Here is a 15,242-nt window from a genome sequence, read left to right as displayed (position 1 = left end):
CGATGACCGCATTTTCATATCGCCACGATACGTCCCCCCTGGAACCTGCCGCGCCCGACACGGGCTTGCTGTCGCTGCTGCTGATGGCCAGCCTGCATGGCATTGCTGCCGACGGCGCCCAGCTCAAGCACGCATTCGGCCAGTCCGTGTTCACGCGGCAAACCGTCTTGCTGGCCGCAAAACAGCTGGGCTTGACGGCCAAGCTGGTGCAGCAAGCGCCTGAACGGCTGGCGCAGGCGCCGCTGCCGGCCATCGCCATCGGCCACGACGGCCGTTTCTTTATCCTCGGCAAGGTCGACACGGGCGACGGCGGCGTGAGCAAGGTACTCGTCCAGCATCCGGGCCAGCCGCCGCAAATCCTGGGCCGCGACGATTTCCTCGCCATCTGGTCGGGCGAACTGATCTTTTTCACCAGCAAGGCCAGCTACGCGGGCGAGACGGCCCGCTTCGACTTCAGCTGGTTCATCCCCGCCATCGTCAAATACCGCCGGCTGCTGGGCGAAGTGCTGCTGATTTCCTTCGTGCTGCAGCTGATCGGCCTGGCCACGCCCCTGTTTTTCCAGGTGGTGATGGACAAGGTGCTGGTCAACCACGCCATGCAGACCCTGAACGTGGTGGCCATCGGCCTCGTCTGCGCCATCGTCTTCGAGGCCGTGCTGGGCCAGATACGCACCTATGTCTTTGCGCGCACCAGCAGCAAGATCGACGTGGAACTGGGCGCGCGCCTGTTCCGCCATCTGCTGGCCTTGCCGATCGCGTATTTCCAGGCGCGCCGCGTGGGCGATTCCGTGGCCCGCATCCATGAACTGGAAAGCATACGCTCCTTTCTTACCGGCAACGCCATGACCCTGGTGCTGGACGTGCTGTTTTCCTTCATCTTCATCGCCGCCATGCTGTGGTACAGCGCCGCGCTGAGCGTGATCGTGCTGGCTTCGATTCCCGTGTATGCGGCCCTGTCGATGCTGCTCACGCCCGTGCTGCGGGGGCGCTTGAACGACAAATTCAACCGCAGCGCGGAAAACCAGTCTTTCCTGGTCGAGACGATCAGCGGCGTCGACACGGTCAAGGCCATGGCCGTCGAGCCCCGCTGGCAGCAGCAGTGGGAAAAGCAGCTGGCCGGCTACGTGTCGGCGGGCTTGTCGGCGAACAACATCGGCATGCTGGCCAGCGGCGGCGTCACCCTCGTCAGCAAGCTGGTGACGGCCGCCATCATGTGGTGGGGCGCCACCCTCGTCATCGACGGGAAAATGACGGTGGGCGAGCTGGTGGCCTTCAATATGCTGGCGGGCCAGGTGGCCTCGCCCATCCTGCGCCTGGCGCAGCTGTGGAACGATTTCCAGCAAGTGGGCATTTCCATGAGCCGGCTGGGCGATATCCTGAATGCCCGCACGGAATCCGGCGGCTTGAACGGGGGCAGCCAGAAGGCGCGCATGCCGCGCATCGCGGGCGCCATCGAATTCCAGCAGGTGGGTTTCCGCTACCGGCCTGACGCGGCCGAGGTGCTGCGCGACGTGTCGATCGCCATCGCGCCCGGCGAAGTGATCGGCATCGTCGGGCGTTCCGGCTCCGGCAAGAGCACCCTGACGCGGCTGGCGCAGCGCCTGTACATCCCCGAGCGGGGCAGGGTGCTGATCGACGGGCAGGATATCGCCGTCATCGACACGGCCTCGCTGCGGCGCCAGATCGGCGTGGTGCTGCAGGAAAACATCCTGTTCAACCGTTCCGTGCGCGACAATATCGCGCTGAGCGACCCGGCGCTGCCCATCGACGCCGTCATTGCCGTGGCGAAACTGGCCGGCGCCCACGATTTTATCTGCGAGTTGCCAGAAGGCTACGACACCATGGTGGGCGAGCATGGCACGGGCCTGTCGGGCGGCCAGCGCCAGCGCATCGCCATCGCCCGCGCCCTCGTCGGCAACCCCCGCATCCTGATTTTCGACGAAGCGACGAGCGCGCTCGACTACGAGTCGGAAAAAATCATCCAGGACAATATGCGCGGCATTTGCGCGGGGCGCACCGTGCTGATCATCGCCCACCGCCTGTCGGCCGTGCGCGAGGCGCACCGCATCGTCGTCATGGAGCGGGGCCAGGTGGCCGAACTGGGCACGCACAAGGCGCTGCTGGCCAGGCCGAACGGCATCTATGCCCATTTGTACGGCTTGCAGCAGGGAACGACCGGGAGCGCCGCATGAGCGCCGGCCACCGCCTGGCCGCGTATGGCGAACTGCTGGCCCGCTATGGCCAGGTGCTGCGGCACAGCTGGCGCAGCCGCGCCACCCTGGGCGGTCCCGTGCTGAGCGAGGACGAGGCGGCCTTCCTGCCGGCCGCGCTGGCGCTGCAGGAGCGGCCCGTGTCGCCGTCGCTGCGCTTCACGGCGCGCGTGCTGATGCTGCTCGTCGGCTGCGTGGTGCTGTGGGCCGTCTTCGGCCAGGTCGACATCATCGTCAATGCGGCGGGCAAGATCATTCCGTCCGGCAATACCAAGACCATCGCTTCCGTCGACGTGGCCGCCGTGCGCGCCCTGCACGTGCGGGAAGGGCAATCCGTCAAAGCGGGCGAGCTGCTGGTGGAGCTCGACAGCCGCGGCCCCGACGCGGAGCGCGACAAGGCTGCCGGCGACGCCGTGGCGGCCGCGCTGCAGATGGCCCGCTCACGCGCGCTGATCGCCGCCGTCGACACCGTGCGCGCGCCGAAGCTGGCGCCGCCCGCGGAGGCTTCCGCCGCCGACGTCGCCGCCGCGCAGGCGCATGTGGATGGCCAGTACGCGAGCTTCCGCGCCAGGCTGGCCCATCTCGATGGCGAAATCGCCCGCTATGCGCAGGCGCTGCCGCTGGCGGTGCAGCGCGCCGGCGACTACCGGGCGCTGGCGGGGACGCGCGACGTGGCCGAACACGCGTGGCTGGAAAAGGAGCAGGCGCGCATCGACCTGGCCGGCCAGCTGGCGTCGGCCCGCAGCGAACGGGCGGCGCTGGTCGCGCAGACGCGCAAGGATGCGTACGACGCGCTGGCGGAAGGGGCCAGGGTGGCGGCCGCCAGCGGCCAGGATGCGCGCCGCGCCGGCGCCCGCGGCAGCCTGCTGCGCTTGACGGCCCCCGTCGACGGCACGGTGCAGCAGCTCAAGCTGCACACGGTGGGCGGCGTGGTGCCGGCCGCGCAGGCGCTGATGCAGATCGTGCCGCGCCAGGGCAGGCTGGAAATCGACGCCATGCTGGAAAACCGCGACGCCGGCTTCGTGCAGGAAGGGCAGGCGGTCGCCATCAAGGTCGACGCCTTCGACTACACAAAGTATGGCACCGTGGCCGCCGTCGTCAGCAGCGTGTCGCGCGACGCCATCGAGGACGAGAAGAAGGGCCTCGTCTATGCCGTCAGGATCACGCTGCAGCAGCCGGCCATCGCCGTCGACGGCAGATTGGTGCCCCTGTCGGCCGGCATGGCCGTGCGCGCGGAAATCCGCACGGGCACGCGACGGGTGATCGAATACGTGCTCTCGCCGCTGGTGCAGCACCAGAAGGAGGCGCTGCATGAACGCTAGATGCCGCGCCGCCTTGCTGGCTGCCGTCTTGCTGGGGGCCTTGCCCGCGCAGGCGCAACAGCCGATGGAGTTCAATACCGCGCCATGTCCGTCCACCTGGGAGTCCGAAGTACAGCTGACCTTACCATTGACCCTGCCGGCGGCCGTCGACCTGGCCCTGTGCCGCAACGCGCAGGTGCACGGCGCCTGGGCCGGCATCCGGCTGCAGGCGGCCGGCGTGGGCGAGGCCAGGGCCGCCTATCTGCCCACCCTGAACGGCAGCCTGAGCCGCGTGCATGACCGCACGGCCTATCCCGGCGCCAGAACGGCTTCCAGCAGCCTGGACAGCAATACGGGTTCGCTCAGCCTGTCCTGGCGTTTGTTCGACTTTGGCGGCCGCGCGGCGGGCCGGCGTTCGGCCCAGGCCTTGCTCGATGCGGCCCTGGCCAACCGCGACGCCGTGCTGCAAAAGACCCTGGCGGCGACGGTCAGCGCGTATTTCGACGCGCAGACGGCGCGCGCCAGCGTGCAGATGCGGCAGGCGTACGAGGCGCTGGCTCGGGAAACGGTGCAGGCGACGCAGCGGCGCGCGCAGCGGGGCCTGGGCTCGCACAGCGACACCCTGCAGGCGACGAGCGCCCTGGCCAAGGCGGCCCTGGGCGCCAGCCGCGCCGACGGCGACGAGCGCAAGGCCCGCGCCGTGCTGGTGTACACGCTGGGCTTGCCGGCCGGCACGGCGGTGTTGGTGGACGACGACGGGGATGGCGCGGGCTTGAACGCGGGCTTGCGCGAAGACTTGAGCGCCTGGCTGGCGCTGGCCAGGGAACGGCATCCGGCCATCGTGGCGGCACAGGCGCAGCTGGCGGCCGCGCGCGAACGGGTGGCCGTGGCCCGTTCGGAAGGCCGGCCCAGCATCGACCTGACGGCGAATCTGTACCAGAACGGCCGCCCGAACCAGGGCTTGTCGCCGGCTTCCACGCGCGAAACGCTGGTGGGCATCTCGCTCAACATCCCCCTGTTCGACGGTTTTGCGCGCCACTACAAGGTGCGCGGCGCGCAGGCGCAGGCCGAGCAAAGGGAAGCGGAGGCGCAGGAGGTGCAGCAGCAGACCCTGATGGACCTGGTCAGGACGCATGCGGAGGCGAGCACGGCCCTGGCCAACCTGTCCGCGGCGCAAACGTGGCTGGACGCGGCGCAGGACGCGCTGGCCAGCGTGCAGCGCAAGTTCGGCCTGGGCGCGGCGGACATCCTGGAAATGCTCAATACGCAGTCGGCGCTGCTGGAAGCGCAGCAGGAACGCATCCGTTGCCAGGCGGAATGGCGCTCGGCCCGGCTGCGCCTGCTGGCCAGCGCCGGCATGCTGGGACGCGCCGATATCGCGCAAGAGGGGAGTACAAGCGGCGGCACAGGCGGCGGCAAATTGCGCGCCTCGACGGCGCGATAGTGACTATGATGGAGCACTGGCCTTCCCGCACAGGGAAGGTGTTTCTACTTCGGCCAAGGGAGACATCATGCACAGCGTACAAAAGATTACCCCATGTTTATGGTTCAACGGCAACGCCGAGGCGGCGGCCCGGTTTTACACTGAAATATTTCCCAATTCAAAGATCGGCCAGATCCTGCGCTACGGCGAAGAGGGCAGGGAAATCCACGGCCAGGAGCCGGGCAGCGTGCTGACGGTGGCCTTCGAGCTGGACGGCCAGACGTTCACGGGCTTGAATGGCGGCCCCCTGTTCCAGTTTTCCGAGGCGATCTCGTTCCAGGTCAATTGCGAAACCCAGGACGAGGTCGACCATTACTGGCAGTTGCTGTCCGAAGGGGGGCCGCCGGAAGCGCAGCAATGCAGCTGGCTCAAGGACCAGTTCGGCGTGTCCTGGCAAATCGTGCCCACCCTCATGATCAAGCTGCTGACCGATCCCGATCCCGTCAAGGCCGGGCGCGTGATGAAGGCCATGATGGGCATGAAAAAGATCGATATTGACGAGATCAAGCGGGCGTACGCCGGTTAGAAGCTGGCCCGCAAGGTCAGCTGCGCATTGCGCGGATCGCCATAGTAGCCGCTGCCGTACAGGCCGTAGCCACTGTAGTAACGCTTGTCGAAGACATTATTGATATTCAGCACGGCGCTAAGCCCCTTGCTGAACTCGTAGCGCGCCATCAGTCCCGCCACGCCAAAGCTGCCTTCGTCGGCGCGCGCCGGCACGTCGCCCGTCAGGACGGTGTGGTAATAGGTCCGGCCTTGCCAGTTGATATTGCCGCCCACGCTCAAGCGGCGCCAGTCGCCGCCCAGGCGGTAGCTGGTCGCCAGCTTGACGCTGCGTTCGGGGCGCGTCGTATCGATGCGCTGGCCATCCTTGTCGCGCGGGCGGCTGAACGTCGCGCCCGCCTGCACTTGCCAGCCAGGCAACAGCTGGCCCGCCACTTCCAGCTCCACGCCGCGCGTGGTGGTGCCGTCGATGGGGCGGTAGACTTCCCGTTCGTTGGCGTCCGTGCCCACGTAATCGGCCAGGTTGTCTTGCTGGATGTGAAAGATGGCCACGCTGGCGTTCAGCTTGCGCTCGAAAAACTCGCCCTTGATGCCGCTTTCCCAGGATTTGCCCGTGGTGGGCGGCAGCGCCCTGGCATTCGCGTCGCTGACCGATTGCGGCTCGAAGATGCTGGCATAGCTGAGATACGCGGAATACGTGCCGTTCAAGTCGTAGACGGCGCCCGCATACGGCACCAGCCGGTGTTTTTCCTTCGCGTCGTCGCGGCCCGTGCCGCCCCAGCCGTAGATCAGGTCGCCCGTGCGCTCATAGCTGTTCAGGCGGCTGCCGACGATCAGCGACATTCCATCGGCCGGCTTGAAGCGGGCCGCGCCGTACGCCGCGTACTCCTTGAAGCTGTATTTTTGCGTCAGGCTGACGGCCATGCTCGCCGGCAGCGGCACGTTGTTGTTCCAGTGGCGGTAATCGATTTCCACATTGCCGCCGCCATACGCCAGGTAGTCGGACGTGCGGTGACTGGCGTTGACGCCCAGCACCAGTTCATGCTGGCGGCCCAGCCACTGGAATGGTCCCGTCGCATATGCATCGAGCGAATTGCTGTCGATGACATAGGTTTTCGCGCCGCGCTGCACGGTGGCCAGGCCCGTGGCCGGGTTTGGATACGGTCCCCAGCTGATGATGTTCGCCTGCAACTGGTCCGTATCGCCTTTCCAGTGGCTCGCTTCCGCCTTGACTTGCCAGCCGTTGTCGAACAGGTGCTCGGCGGCGGCGAACACGCGCGTGCTGGTGCTGCCAGCGTCCGTCCAGCGCGCGGCGGGGTTGAAGGCGCGCGCGAACCGCGTGCGGCTGCCATCGGCGTAAAACAGGGGATTCTGGCCGAACGACGACCCCTTCGAATCGATTTTCTGGTAATCGATGCCGGCCAGCACGCGCGTGCGCGGCGTCACATCGGCCTCGATGACGCCGTACACGACGCTCTTGTCCTGCTGGTAATAGTCGATGTAGGAGCCGTGCTGCTGGTGCGCGGCCACCAGGCGCGCGCGCACGGAACCGTCCGCATTCAAGGGGCCGGAGACATCGGCTTCCGCGCGGTAGCGGTCCCAGCTGCCGATGCCCGCCTGCGCATACGCCTGGAACTGGCGCGTGGGTTTCTTGCGCACCAGGTTGACGGCGCCGGCCGGGCTGCCGGCGCCGCTCATCAGGCCATTCGCGCCGCGCACCACTTCCACCCGGTCGTAGATGGCCATGTCGCGCATGCCCAGGCCGTTCGAATTGGTGCTGAAATCGAAGGTGGGCACGCCGTCATACTGGAAGCTGTTCAGGCTGAAGCCGCGCGCATAGTAGTTATAGCGCTCCGTATCGTCGTGCGAAACGGTCACGCCCGGCGTCTGCTGCAGCACGTCGGCCAGGCTCAGGACGCCCTGGTCATCCATCTGCTGGCGCGTGATGACGGTCAGCGATTGCGGCGTTTCGCGCGGCGACAGGGTAAAACGCGTGGCCGTGCCGGCCAGCGCCGCCGCATAGGCGCCGCTGCCTTCCGTTTCCAGCACCGGCTCGCCGCCGGCCGTGACCGTGATTTCGGCCAGTTGCTGCGCGCCATCGGCCGCCGCGTTCGCCGACCTGGGCAGCGGGCGCAGGACGAAATCGTTGGGCGCCAGGCGCAGCGCCGCCAGGCCGCTGCCGGCCAGCAGCGCATCGAGACCGGCCGCCGCGCTGTAATTGCCGGCCAGGCCGGTCGTGCGCAAGCCGCGCACCTCGGCCGCCTGGTAGGTGAGCGTCAGGCCCGCCTTGCGCGCCAGCTGTTCCAGCGCCGCATCGAGCGGGCCGGCGGCGATCTGCAGGGCATACGTGGCGCTGGCGCTGCTGGCCTGCGGCGGCTTGTGCTGGGCCAGGACGGGCGGCGCGCCGAGCAGCAGCAGGGCGCCGGTGACGGCGCCGGCCAGGCGGGAGCGGGCGGGAGACCGGACAGGAAAGCGGGCGGGAAGTGGTGGGAATGGCTGGGGGCAGGGCAGGAAAGAGTGGTTCATAATCGCTATCAAGTTGGGGGGTATCAAGCTGTATGCCGTGCGGCCAGCCCGATCCCCTCATCTTTTTTACGCTTTTTTCAGCGTGACCCAGAAGCGCGTGCGGTACACGGCCACGATGGGCTGCGTCTGCAGCAGCACGCGCAGGGCCCGCTCGGGGTCGTCCAGCTGGAAGACGCCGGAGACGGGCAAGCTGGCGATATCGGCGTCGCACAGCAGCAAGCCGTGCCGGTGGCGCGCCAGTTCGGCCACCAGCTGGCCCAGGGGCATGTCGCGCGCGGCAATCACGCCGTCGAGCCAGGCGGCCGGATCGTCATGGACCGGCTCGCGCCAGGTGCGCGCGCCATCCGTCACGACGCTGTCGCCGGCCCGTACCAGCACGGGACTGGCCACGCCTGTACCTGCCTGCAGCTGCACCGCGTGTTCCTGCACGGCAAGGCGCGTCAGCATGCCGTCGGCGCCGGCGAGACGGCGCACCGTGAAGCGCGTGCCCAGCGCCAGCATGCGCGCTTCGCCCGTGTCGACGAGAAACGGCCGGCGCTGCGGGTCGGCTTGCGTGGTGACGGCCAGCTCGCCATGCAGCAAGGTCAGCAGCCGTTGCTTGCCGTCAAAGCGCAGCCTGACGGCCGTTCCCGCATTCAGGTGCAGCAAGCTGCCGTCCGGCAGGCGCGCGGCCAGGCGTTGCCCCGTGCCCGTGCGGTAGTCGGCCTGCGTGTCGATGGCGAACCAGGCGGCCGTGCCGGCAAAGCCGATGCCGGCCAGCACTTTCAATGCCTGGCGGCGCTGGCGGCGGCGCGCCAGGCTGGCGTCGAGGGTGGCGCGGCTCGCTTCCGGCGGCAAGCCCGAGAATTGATTGCCGATGGCGGCCAGGCGCTGCCACGCCTGTTCGTGGCCGGGATCGGCATCGCGCCAGTGCTGCAGCGAGAGCAGGGCGTCAGGCGTGGCGCCGTGCATCTGCAGGCGCACGGCCCAGGCGATCGCTTGCTCGACGGGGTCATCCTGCAAGGCGACCGTCACTGGAAATACACGCGGTAGCAGGCGCGCCAGGCGCTGGCCAGGTCGCGCTCGACGGTGGCCAGCGAGACTTCGAGCCTGGCGGCGATGGCGGGGCCCGTCAAGCCGTCCAGCTGGGCCAGCAAAAATGCCAGCCTGGCGCGCGGCTTGAGGGCGTCGAGCGCCGTATCGAGGCGCACCAGGGTGTCGATGATCAGCAGCCGCGTTTCGGGCGACGGCGCCGTCTGTTCGGGCAGGGCGGCCAGCGCCTGCAGGTAGGCGTATTCCACGTCGCGGCGCCGGTAATGGTCGATCACCAGGCCTTGCGCGATGCGCGTCAGGTAGGCGCGCGGTTCGCGCAGGGCCGGCTGCGGCCGTTCGCGCCGCTGCAGCAGGCGCAGGAAGGTGTCGTGCGCCACGTCGGCCGCATCGGCGCCGCAGCCCAGCTTATGCCGCAGCCAGCCCTGCAGCCAGCCGTGGTGGGCGCGGTACAGGGTGGCAAGGTCGGGCGGTGCGGCAGGGTTCATGGCGGCTGGGACGATGGACGACGATAGTTAATTGAGAATCATTCTCAATTATTGCATTGACTGCGGGCGCTGGCAAGTGCCGCCGCCAGCGCTTGCACGGTTGGCGCACCCTGTCCAAGCGGGCCGGCATTTGTTATAGTCCCAGCCATCTTTCCATCCGCCTACAGACCCTGCCATGACCACTCGCACCACCAGCAGCACCATCGCGCCCCGCACCTTCGGCACACCGCTGTCGCCCACCGCCATCAAAGTCATGCTGCTCGGTTCCGGTGAGCTGGGCAAGGAAGTGATCATCTCGCTGCAGCGCCTGGGCGTGGAAGTGATCGCCGTCGACCGCTATCCGAACGCGCCGGGCCATCCGGTGGCGCACCGCTCGCACGTGATCGACATGAGCGACGGCGTGGCGCTGGCCGCCTTGATAGCCCTGGAAAAGCCCGATCTGATCGTGCCGGAAATCGAAGCCATCGCCACCGATACCCTGGCGGCGCTGGAAGCGGCCGGGCAAATCACGTGCATTCCGAACGCGCGCGCGGCCGTGCTGACGATGAACCGCGAAGGCATCCGCACCCTGGCGGCCGAAACCCTGGGCGTGGCCACGTCGCCGTACCGCTTCGCCAGCAGCCTGCAGGAGTTGCAGGACGCTTGCCGGGAAATCGGCTTCCCGTGCGTGGTGAAACCCGTGATGTCGTCGTCGGGCAAGGGCCAGTCCAAGCTCGATGGCGCCGCCGAGGTGGACGCGGCGTGGGCATATGCGGCCAGCGGCAGCCGGGTCGATACGGGCCGGGTCATCGTCGAGGGTTTCATCGACTTCGATTACGAAATCACCCTGCTGACGGTGCGCGCCGTGGGTGCTGCGGGACAGGTCGAGACGCAGTTTTGCGAGCCGATCGGCCACCTGCAGGTGCACGGCGACTACGTGGAATCGTGGCAGCCGGCCCGCATGGCGCCGCTGGCGCTCGAACGCGCGCGCGCGATCGCGCGCAAAGTGACGGACAACCTGGGCGGCCTGGGCCTGTTCGGCGTGGAGCTGTTCGTCAAGGACGACATGGTGTGGTTCTCGGAAGTGAGCCCCCGTCCGCACGACACGGGCATGGTCACCATGGCCAGCCAGGTGCAGAGCGAATTCGAGCTGCACGCGAAAGCCATCCTCGGCTTGCCCGTCAACGTGGCGCTGCGTTCGCCCGGCGCCTCGGCCGTCATCTATGGCCAGCTGGAAGCGAAAGGCATCGCCTTCGAAGGCGTGGCCGACGCCTTGAGCGTGCCGGGCGCGGACTTGCGCCTGTTCGGCAAGCCGGAATCGTTCGCCCGCCGCCGCATGGGCGTGGCGCTGGCCACGGCCGACGACATCGACACGGCCCGCGCGCGCGCCGTGCTGGCCGCGTCCAAGGTCAAGCCGGTGGCGCCGTAAGCGTGTTGGCCGATACCACAGTCATCAACATGGAAGCCGGCGCATGACGGAACTCGATCATTATCTCGCGCAGCACTATCTGGACGAGAGGCAGCTGGCGGCCGCCGCCGCCATGACCATGGAGGAAATCGACGCCCTGATCCAGGCCCGCCTGGTTCCCGCGCCGGCATACGTGGTCGATGCCAGTGGCAATCTGTGCTCGTTCGTCTTTGGCGCCATGGCGGCGCCCGGGTCTAGGGCCGGCCGCTATTTTCCGCCGTCCCAGCTGGCCTGGATCGCCATTGCGCGTGACGCTGTTGCCGGCGATGCGGAAACGGCGCCAGCGCGCCTGCAGGCGCAATTTGCTTCCCGCTACGCGGCCGCGCTGGCGACCCTGAACCTGACGACCTGGCGCCTGCGCGACAGTTTCGACGACAGGGGCGCGCCGATTGCGGACGGCTTGCGCGCCCGCACCGACAGCGCCTGGACGTATTTCTTGAACGGCACGTTTTCCCTGTGCGTGGCCAATCCCATGTCCGAGGCGCACATCGCCTGGAAGGAAGTGCTGCAGGAAAAGCTCGCGCAGCAAAGCGGGAATGGCAGCAAGACGTTGTTCTCGCTAGCGCAGGCGCAGCAGATGCATGCGCTGATCGATGCCTATGCCACGGCCGCCATGCCTTTTTCGCCCATCGAATACGCCTTGAGCAGCCGCAAGCGCCTGGTCGAGGATCTGCGGGCGAACCTCCGCGTGAGCGACGCGCAGGAGACGCCCGCATGACGGCATCAGCGACGCACGGCCTGCCGCAGGCCGATGCGGGCGGCGACGACGTCAAGCGCAAGCTGCGCGGCCACATCGCGCGGCGCAACCTGGCCGGCGCCGCCAACGACTGCAAGTGGAACGCGTTGCTGGCCTTCATGCGCGGGCAGCCCGACTGGGCGCCGTCCTACCGTTACGGCTCCGTCACCGGCTATGTCTCGCGCTGGGATACGGAATGGGATTACCACCCGCCGTTTCCCTTCCTGGGCGTGGAATGGTTCGACATCAGCCTGTACTCGGAAGAACACGTGGCCATGCTGCTGCCCAAGAAAATCATCGACCATGGCGTGTGGATCGTGCCGGAACTGGCACGCATCGGCTTCGATTTCGAGGTGCGCGACCGGGTGGCGCGCATCTGGGGCTATCTGCCCCGTTCCTATCATGACTTTCCACCTGCCGACTAATTCAAGAGTATTCCCATGTCTCAAAACGAACACGATATTCCCCAGGTAGCGCAACCGGACGACGCCGTCGTCGGCAAGGAAGCGGGCGCGCGGATGCTGGCTGCGGCCTGCGCCGGGCGCGACGCATTCTATGCCACCCTGGGCACTGTAGATGCCGACGTGCTGGCGCCCCTCGTCAACCCCGCCTTCATGGGAGGCCCGCGCTGGCCGTCGTTGCGCCAGGCGTGGCGCGTGATCCGCCGCGCCGAGTCGATCATTCTCGCCAGCGATGGCTTGAGCGATCCGTTCGAGGATGACGACGACGTGTTCGTCCCGCGCGGCCACCTGCTGGAAGTGTGCATCGAAGCGCCGCTGTCCGCCTTCGATGGTCAGGAAGTGGCGCAATCGTGGCTGTTCGACGTGATTTACCAGGTCAGCCAGAACGTGGCCGACCACGGTTCCATCGATTTGCTGGTGCAGCGCCACGGCAGCGTGTCGATGGTGCTGGACGTGCAGGATGCGCCCGAGGGACTGGAAGACGAAAACGAACAGGTGGGCGTGCTGCTGGCGCAGGGCGTGGCCACCATTCCCCCATCCTTCGACACGCCGTACGGCGAAGTGATGCTGCTTACCGCCACCGTGCTGCAGCCGGCGGAACTGGCGCATATCGGCAATGCCGCCGACAAGGCGCAGTCGCGGCGCGACCTGGCCGCCGCGCTGGCCGCGTCGCCGACCGGGCATGCGAGCGTGGCCGGGCGGCCCGCCGTCATTCCCCGCTAGGCTGTTCGCCCGGCGGCACGGCCGGTTCTGTCGCTGCCTTCGGTGCTTCCTTGGCTTCCACGGCGGCCGGCGGCGGTTCTTTCCACTTGCCCGCCGCCTTCAGCTTGTTCTTCAGGCCAGGCAAGGGAAAGCCCAGCGCGTAGGCTTTTTGCGCGTGCGCGCTGGCCTTGTCATATTCCTTCTTTTTTACATACATCAAGCCCAGGTTGTACTGGATGGTGGCCTGGTCGGGCGCCAGGCGGCTGGCGGAGTCCAGCTGCTCCAGCGCCGCCGCGTCCTGGCCCGTGGCCAGCAGGTAGTTGCCATACACCATGCGCGCCGTCACGTCGTGCGGCGCGAAGGCGATCGCCCGTTCGAAGTAGCAGTTGACCGTGTAGCGGGCGCCGACGGGTTGCGCGCTTTTCAGCCGCAAGCCGAGTTTTGCCATCGATGCCAGCGCCCGGTGGTGATTCGGGAAGTGCTCGAGCGTGTAGCTGATGTCGCCGCCCAGGCTGGTCGTCATGCCTTGCGTGAGCGTTTCCACGGCGCGCGAAAAATGGAATTTCTCGACCACGGACAGGCCGGAACGGTCTTCCTCGTTCGTGTAGTCGCCGCCCGGCGTGTGCTTGACGTAGGGCGGGCATTCGGCCGCGCCGGCATGGGCGCAGCAGGCGGCGAGGGTGCAGGCAAGCAGGCGATGCTTCATGTCGGTCTCCTGTGACTGACCTGGTCCAGCAAGGCGGCCAGGGCGTTGCTGCGGGCTTGCCGCGATTGCAGGGCGATGGCGGCGGGGCTGGCCAGCGGCGCCTGGCCCTGGCGCGCCAGTTCCAGGAAGCGCAGCAGGGCGCGCGCGCAATCGCCGCTGGAGGCCAGCTGGCCGATGGTGTCGATGCCGCAGTGGCGCAGCTTGGCCGCGCTGTCGCCCGCCGCGTCGGTCAGTGCGAGGATGGGCCGGCGGCAGCGCAGGTATTCATACAGCTTGGCGGGAATCTGCCCGTTGCAATTGGCCGCCTGCAGCAGCAGCAAGCCGTCCGCGGCCTGCATTTCCCGCAGCGCCGCGCCGTGCGGCTGCAAGGGTTCCAGGCGCACCAGGTCGAGGATGGCGTATTTCACCAGCAGGCCCGCCAGCCACGCATCGTGGCCCGTGGCGCGCAGCACCAGCTGGAAATTGCGCGCGTGGAGCACGCCCTCGCGGCGCAGCCGGGCCAGCGCATCGAACAGCGCTTGCGGATCGCGCTCGGACGGGTAGATCACGCCGCTGTGCAGCAGCAGGAAGCGGTTGCGCCGACCCATGCGCTCATGGCCGCCGTCATGCGCATAACCGTCTTCATCGTAGCCGTTCTCGATCAGGTGGAAACGCTCGCGCGCCACCTGCGCCAGGCGCCGCTGGTGCGCCGCGATGGCGCCCGGCGTGGTGCAGACGATGGCCGCGCTGCGCGCCGCGATGCGCTGTTCGATCCACGCATGCATGCGGTGCAGGCGCGGCTCGGGCGGATACGGCGCCTGCGGGTCGCTGTCGTCGAGCATCGGGTCGCGCTGGTCGGCGATCCACGGCAGGCCGCTGAGTTTTTGCAGGGTCAGCGCGATCAAATGCGCCGTGGCGATCGGGTACGTCGACCAGATGGCGTCGGGACGGTAGGCGCGGATCATGCGCAGGCCGGCCGGCACGGCGCTCAGCCACCAGGAACTCCAGCGGTCGGGCAGCGCCAGGCAGCGCGGATAGCGCCCGCCGACGGCGAAATGGCGCGCCGCGTCCAGCGCCAGGGTGCGCCGCACGGTGGCTTGCGTGGCGGCTTGCGCCAGCTGCGTATCGCCCCGCTGCGCATACGCGCTGGCGCTGGGGCTGAGCACGAGCGGCTGCCAGCCGCAGTCGGGCAAATGGCGCGCAAAGCCCAGGGTGCGCAAGATGCCGCTGCCGCCGGCCAGGGGCGGAAAATGGTAGGCGACCATCAGCACCCGTTTCGGTCGGGCCGCTACCATGACTGCAGCCACCGCGCGCACAGCTGTTCGACCGCGCCGCGCCAGGCGGCGCTGGCAAATGTGTGGTTGGCGCCGTCGACCCGCGCCTGCGTCCATTGCCCGCGGGCGGCCACGGCGCGCCACGCCGCGTCGCCATCGAGCAGCGCCTGCCACTCGCGCGCGCCCAGGTCGTCGCCGCTGAGGATCAGCAAGACCCTGCCCTGGAATTGCGCCAGCGCCCGCAGCAGAGCCGGCGCGGGCGCGTCGTCTTCCCCCGTTGGCGCTGCCCGCGTGGCGGCCGCCACCTGGCGCAGCGACGCCAGGCTGGCGCCCAGCCGCAGTCCGCCTTTGGCCAGCTTGCGCCAGAAGTCGCCTTGCAGCAGGCGCCCCAAATAG

The 15,242-nt window shown here is 68.1% G+C and carries 13 protein-coding genes and 1 pseudogene; 8 read left to right on the top strand and 6 right to left on the bottom strand.

The window, feature by feature from the left end:
- The first annotated feature begins 2 nt into the window (after positions 1-2).
- The 4 genes from CLU94_RS00070 to CLU94_RS00055 all read left to right on the top strand — a co-directional run bounded on the left by CLU94_RS00070 (position 3) and on the right by CLU94_RS00055 (position 5,520).
- Entirely contained in the window at positions 3-2,192 is a 2,190-nt protein-coding gene (locus tag CLU94_RS00070) for a type I secretion system permease/ATPase (protein ID WP_099664095.1), read from the top strand.
- Complete coding sequence (locus tag CLU94_RS00065) at positions 2,189-3,532, top strand: HlyD family type I secretion periplasmic adaptor subunit (protein ID WP_099664094.1); 1,344 nt, start codon at positions 2,189-2,191, stop codon at positions 3,530-3,532. The genes CLU94_RS00070 and CLU94_RS00065 overlap by 4 nt, the downstream gene beginning before the upstream one ends.
- Complete coding sequence (locus CLU94_RS00060) at positions 3,522-4,955, top strand: TolC family protein (RefSeq protein ID WP_099664093.1); 1,434 nt, start codon at positions 3,522-3,524, stop codon at positions 4,953-4,955. Before CLU94_RS00065 ends, CLU94_RS00060 begins: the two co-directional genes overlap by 11 nt.
- 67 nt (positions 4,956-5,022) lie before the next feature.
- Complete coding sequence (locus CLU94_RS00055) at positions 5,023-5,520, top strand: VOC family protein (protein ID WP_099664092.1); 498 nt, start codon at positions 5,023-5,025, stop codon at positions 5,518-5,520.
- Here the strand turns inward: CLU94_RS00055 and CLU94_RS00050 are convergent.
- The 3 genes from CLU94_RS00050 to CLU94_RS00040 all read right to left on the bottom strand — a co-directional run bounded on the left by CLU94_RS00050 (position 5,517) and on the right by CLU94_RS00040 (position 9,541).
- A complete protein-coding gene (locus CLU94_RS00050; protein WP_099664091.1) occupies positions 5,517-8,024 on the bottom strand; it encodes a TonB-dependent siderophore receptor in 2,508 nt (835 codons plus the stop codon). The genes CLU94_RS00055 and CLU94_RS00050 overlap by 4 nt on opposite strands.
- A 66-nt stretch (positions 8,025-8,090) precedes the next feature.
- Entirely contained in the window at positions 8,091-9,038 is a 948-nt protein-coding gene (locus tag CLU94_RS00045) for a FecR domain-containing protein (RefSeq protein WP_099664090.1), read from the bottom strand.
- Entirely contained in the window at positions 9,035-9,541 is a 507-nt protein-coding gene (locus CLU94_RS00040; RefSeq protein ID WP_099664089.1) for a sigma-70 family RNA polymerase sigma factor, read from the bottom strand. The genes CLU94_RS00045 and CLU94_RS00040 overlap by 4 nt, the downstream gene beginning before the upstream one ends.
- Before the next feature lie 175 nt (positions 9,542-9,716).
- On the opposite strand from CLU94_RS00040, the gene purT reads away from it, so the two are divergent.
- From purT to CLU94_RS00020, 4 genes are read left to right on the top strand one after another with little or no spacing between them, the layout of a single operon-like run.
- A complete protein-coding gene (purT, locus tag CLU94_RS00035) occupies positions 9,717-10,949 on the top strand; it encodes a formate-dependent phosphoribosylglycinamide formyltransferase (RefSeq protein ID WP_099664088.1) in 1,233 nt (410 codons plus the stop codon).
- Positions 10,950-10,992: 43 nt separating this feature from the next.
- Positions 10,993-11,706, top strand: coding sequence for a DUF6058 family natural product biosynthesis protein (locus CLU94_RS00030; RefSeq protein ID WP_099664087.1), 714 nt, complete (start codon positions 10,993-10,995; stop codon positions 11,704-11,706).
- On the top strand, positions 11,703-12,149 hold the full coding sequence (locus CLU94_RS00025) for a DUF6678 family protein (RefSeq protein WP_099664086.1): 447 nt from the start codon (positions 11,703-11,705) through the stop codon (positions 12,147-12,149). The genes CLU94_RS00030 and CLU94_RS00025 overlap by 4 nt, the downstream gene beginning before the upstream one ends.
- 15 nt (positions 12,150-12,164) lie before the next feature.
- Complete coding sequence (locus tag CLU94_RS00020) at positions 12,165-12,908, top strand: hypothetical protein (protein ID WP_099664085.1); 744 nt, start codon at positions 12,165-12,167, stop codon at positions 12,906-12,908.
- On the opposite strand, the gene CLU94_RS00015 is transcribed toward CLU94_RS00020, so the two are convergent.
- The 3 genes and pseudogenes from CLU94_RS00015 to CLU94_RS00005 form a co-directional block, all read right to left on the bottom strand.
- Positions 12,895-13,593 carry a tetratricopeptide repeat protein gene (locus CLU94_RS00015; protein WP_143451309.1) on the bottom strand — a complete coding sequence of 233 codons (699 nt, stop codon included), beginning with the start codon at positions 13,591-13,593 and terminating at the stop codon, positions 12,895-12,897. The two genes, CLU94_RS00020 and CLU94_RS00015, sit on opposite strands and share 14 nt — an antisense overlap.
- Complete coding sequence (locus CLU94_RS00010) at positions 13,590-14,867, bottom strand: glycosyltransferase (RefSeq protein WP_257218609.1); 1,278 nt, start codon at positions 14,865-14,867, stop codon at positions 13,590-13,592. Before CLU94_RS00010 ends, CLU94_RS00015 begins: the two co-directional genes overlap by 4 nt.
- Positions 14,861-15,242, bottom strand: a pseudogene (locus CLU94_RS00005) (hydrolase 1, exosortase A system-associated); the annotation flags it as partial. The gene CLU94_RS00010 and the pseudogene CLU94_RS00005, both read right to left, overlap by 7 nt.

The sequence above is a fragment of the Janthinobacterium sp. 13 genome (assembly GCF_002749695.1).
Lineage (GTDB): Bacteria > Pseudomonadota > Gammaproteobacteria > Burkholderiales > Burkholderiaceae_D > Janthinobacterium > Janthinobacterium kumbetense.
The sequence above is the reverse complement of the archived record's forward strand: the minus strand, read 5'-3'. Positions and strand labels throughout refer to the sequence as shown.

What these genes read in the sequence shown, in the direction of transcription:
- CLU94_RS00015 (WP_143451309.1), bottom strand. Translation starts at nt 13,593, where the DNA reads ATGAAGCATCGCCTGCTTGCCTGCACCCTCGCCGCCTGCTGCGCCCAT.
- purT (WP_099664088.1), top strand. Translation starts at nt 9,717, where the DNA reads ATGACCACTCGCACCACCAGCAGCACCATCGCGCCCCGCACCTTCGGC.
- CLU94_RS00010 (WP_257218609.1), bottom strand. Translation starts at nt 14,867, where the DNA reads ATGGTAGCGGCCCGACCGAAACGGGTGCTGATGGTCGCCTACCATTTT.
- CLU94_RS00020 (WP_099664085.1), top strand. Translation starts at nt 12,165, where the DNA reads ATGTCTCAAAACGAACACGATATTCCCCAGGTAGCGCAACCGGACGAC.
- CLU94_RS00070 (WP_099664095.1), top strand. Translation starts at nt 3, where the DNA reads ATGACCGCATTTTCATATCGCCACGATACGTCCCCCCTGGAACCTGCC.
- CLU94_RS00065 (WP_099664094.1), top strand. Translation starts at nt 2,189, where the DNA reads ATGAGCGCCGGCCACCGCCTGGCCGCGTATGGCGAACTGCTGGCCCGC.
- CLU94_RS00025 (WP_099664086.1), top strand. Translation starts at nt 11,703, where the DNA reads ATGACGGCATCAGCGACGCACGGCCTGCCGCAGGCCGATGCGGGCGGC.
- CLU94_RS00050 (WP_099664091.1), bottom strand. Translation starts at nt 8,024, where the DNA reads ATGAACCACTCTTTCCTGCCCTGCCCCCAGCCATTCCCACCACTTCCC.
- CLU94_RS00040 (WP_099664089.1), bottom strand. Translation starts at nt 9,541, where the DNA reads ATGAACCCTGCCGCACCGCCCGACCTTGCCACCCTGTACCGCGCCCAC.
- CLU94_RS00060 (WP_099664093.1), top strand. Translation starts at nt 3,522, where the DNA reads ATGAACGCTAGATGCCGCGCCGCCTTGCTGGCTGCCGTCTTGCTGGGG.
- CLU94_RS00055 (WP_099664092.1), top strand. Translation starts at nt 5,023, where the DNA reads ATGCACAGCGTACAAAAGATTACCCCATGTTTATGGTTCAACGGCAAC.
- CLU94_RS00030 (WP_099664087.1), top strand. Translation starts at nt 10,993, where the DNA reads ATGACGGAACTCGATCATTATCTCGCGCAGCACTATCTGGACGAGAGG.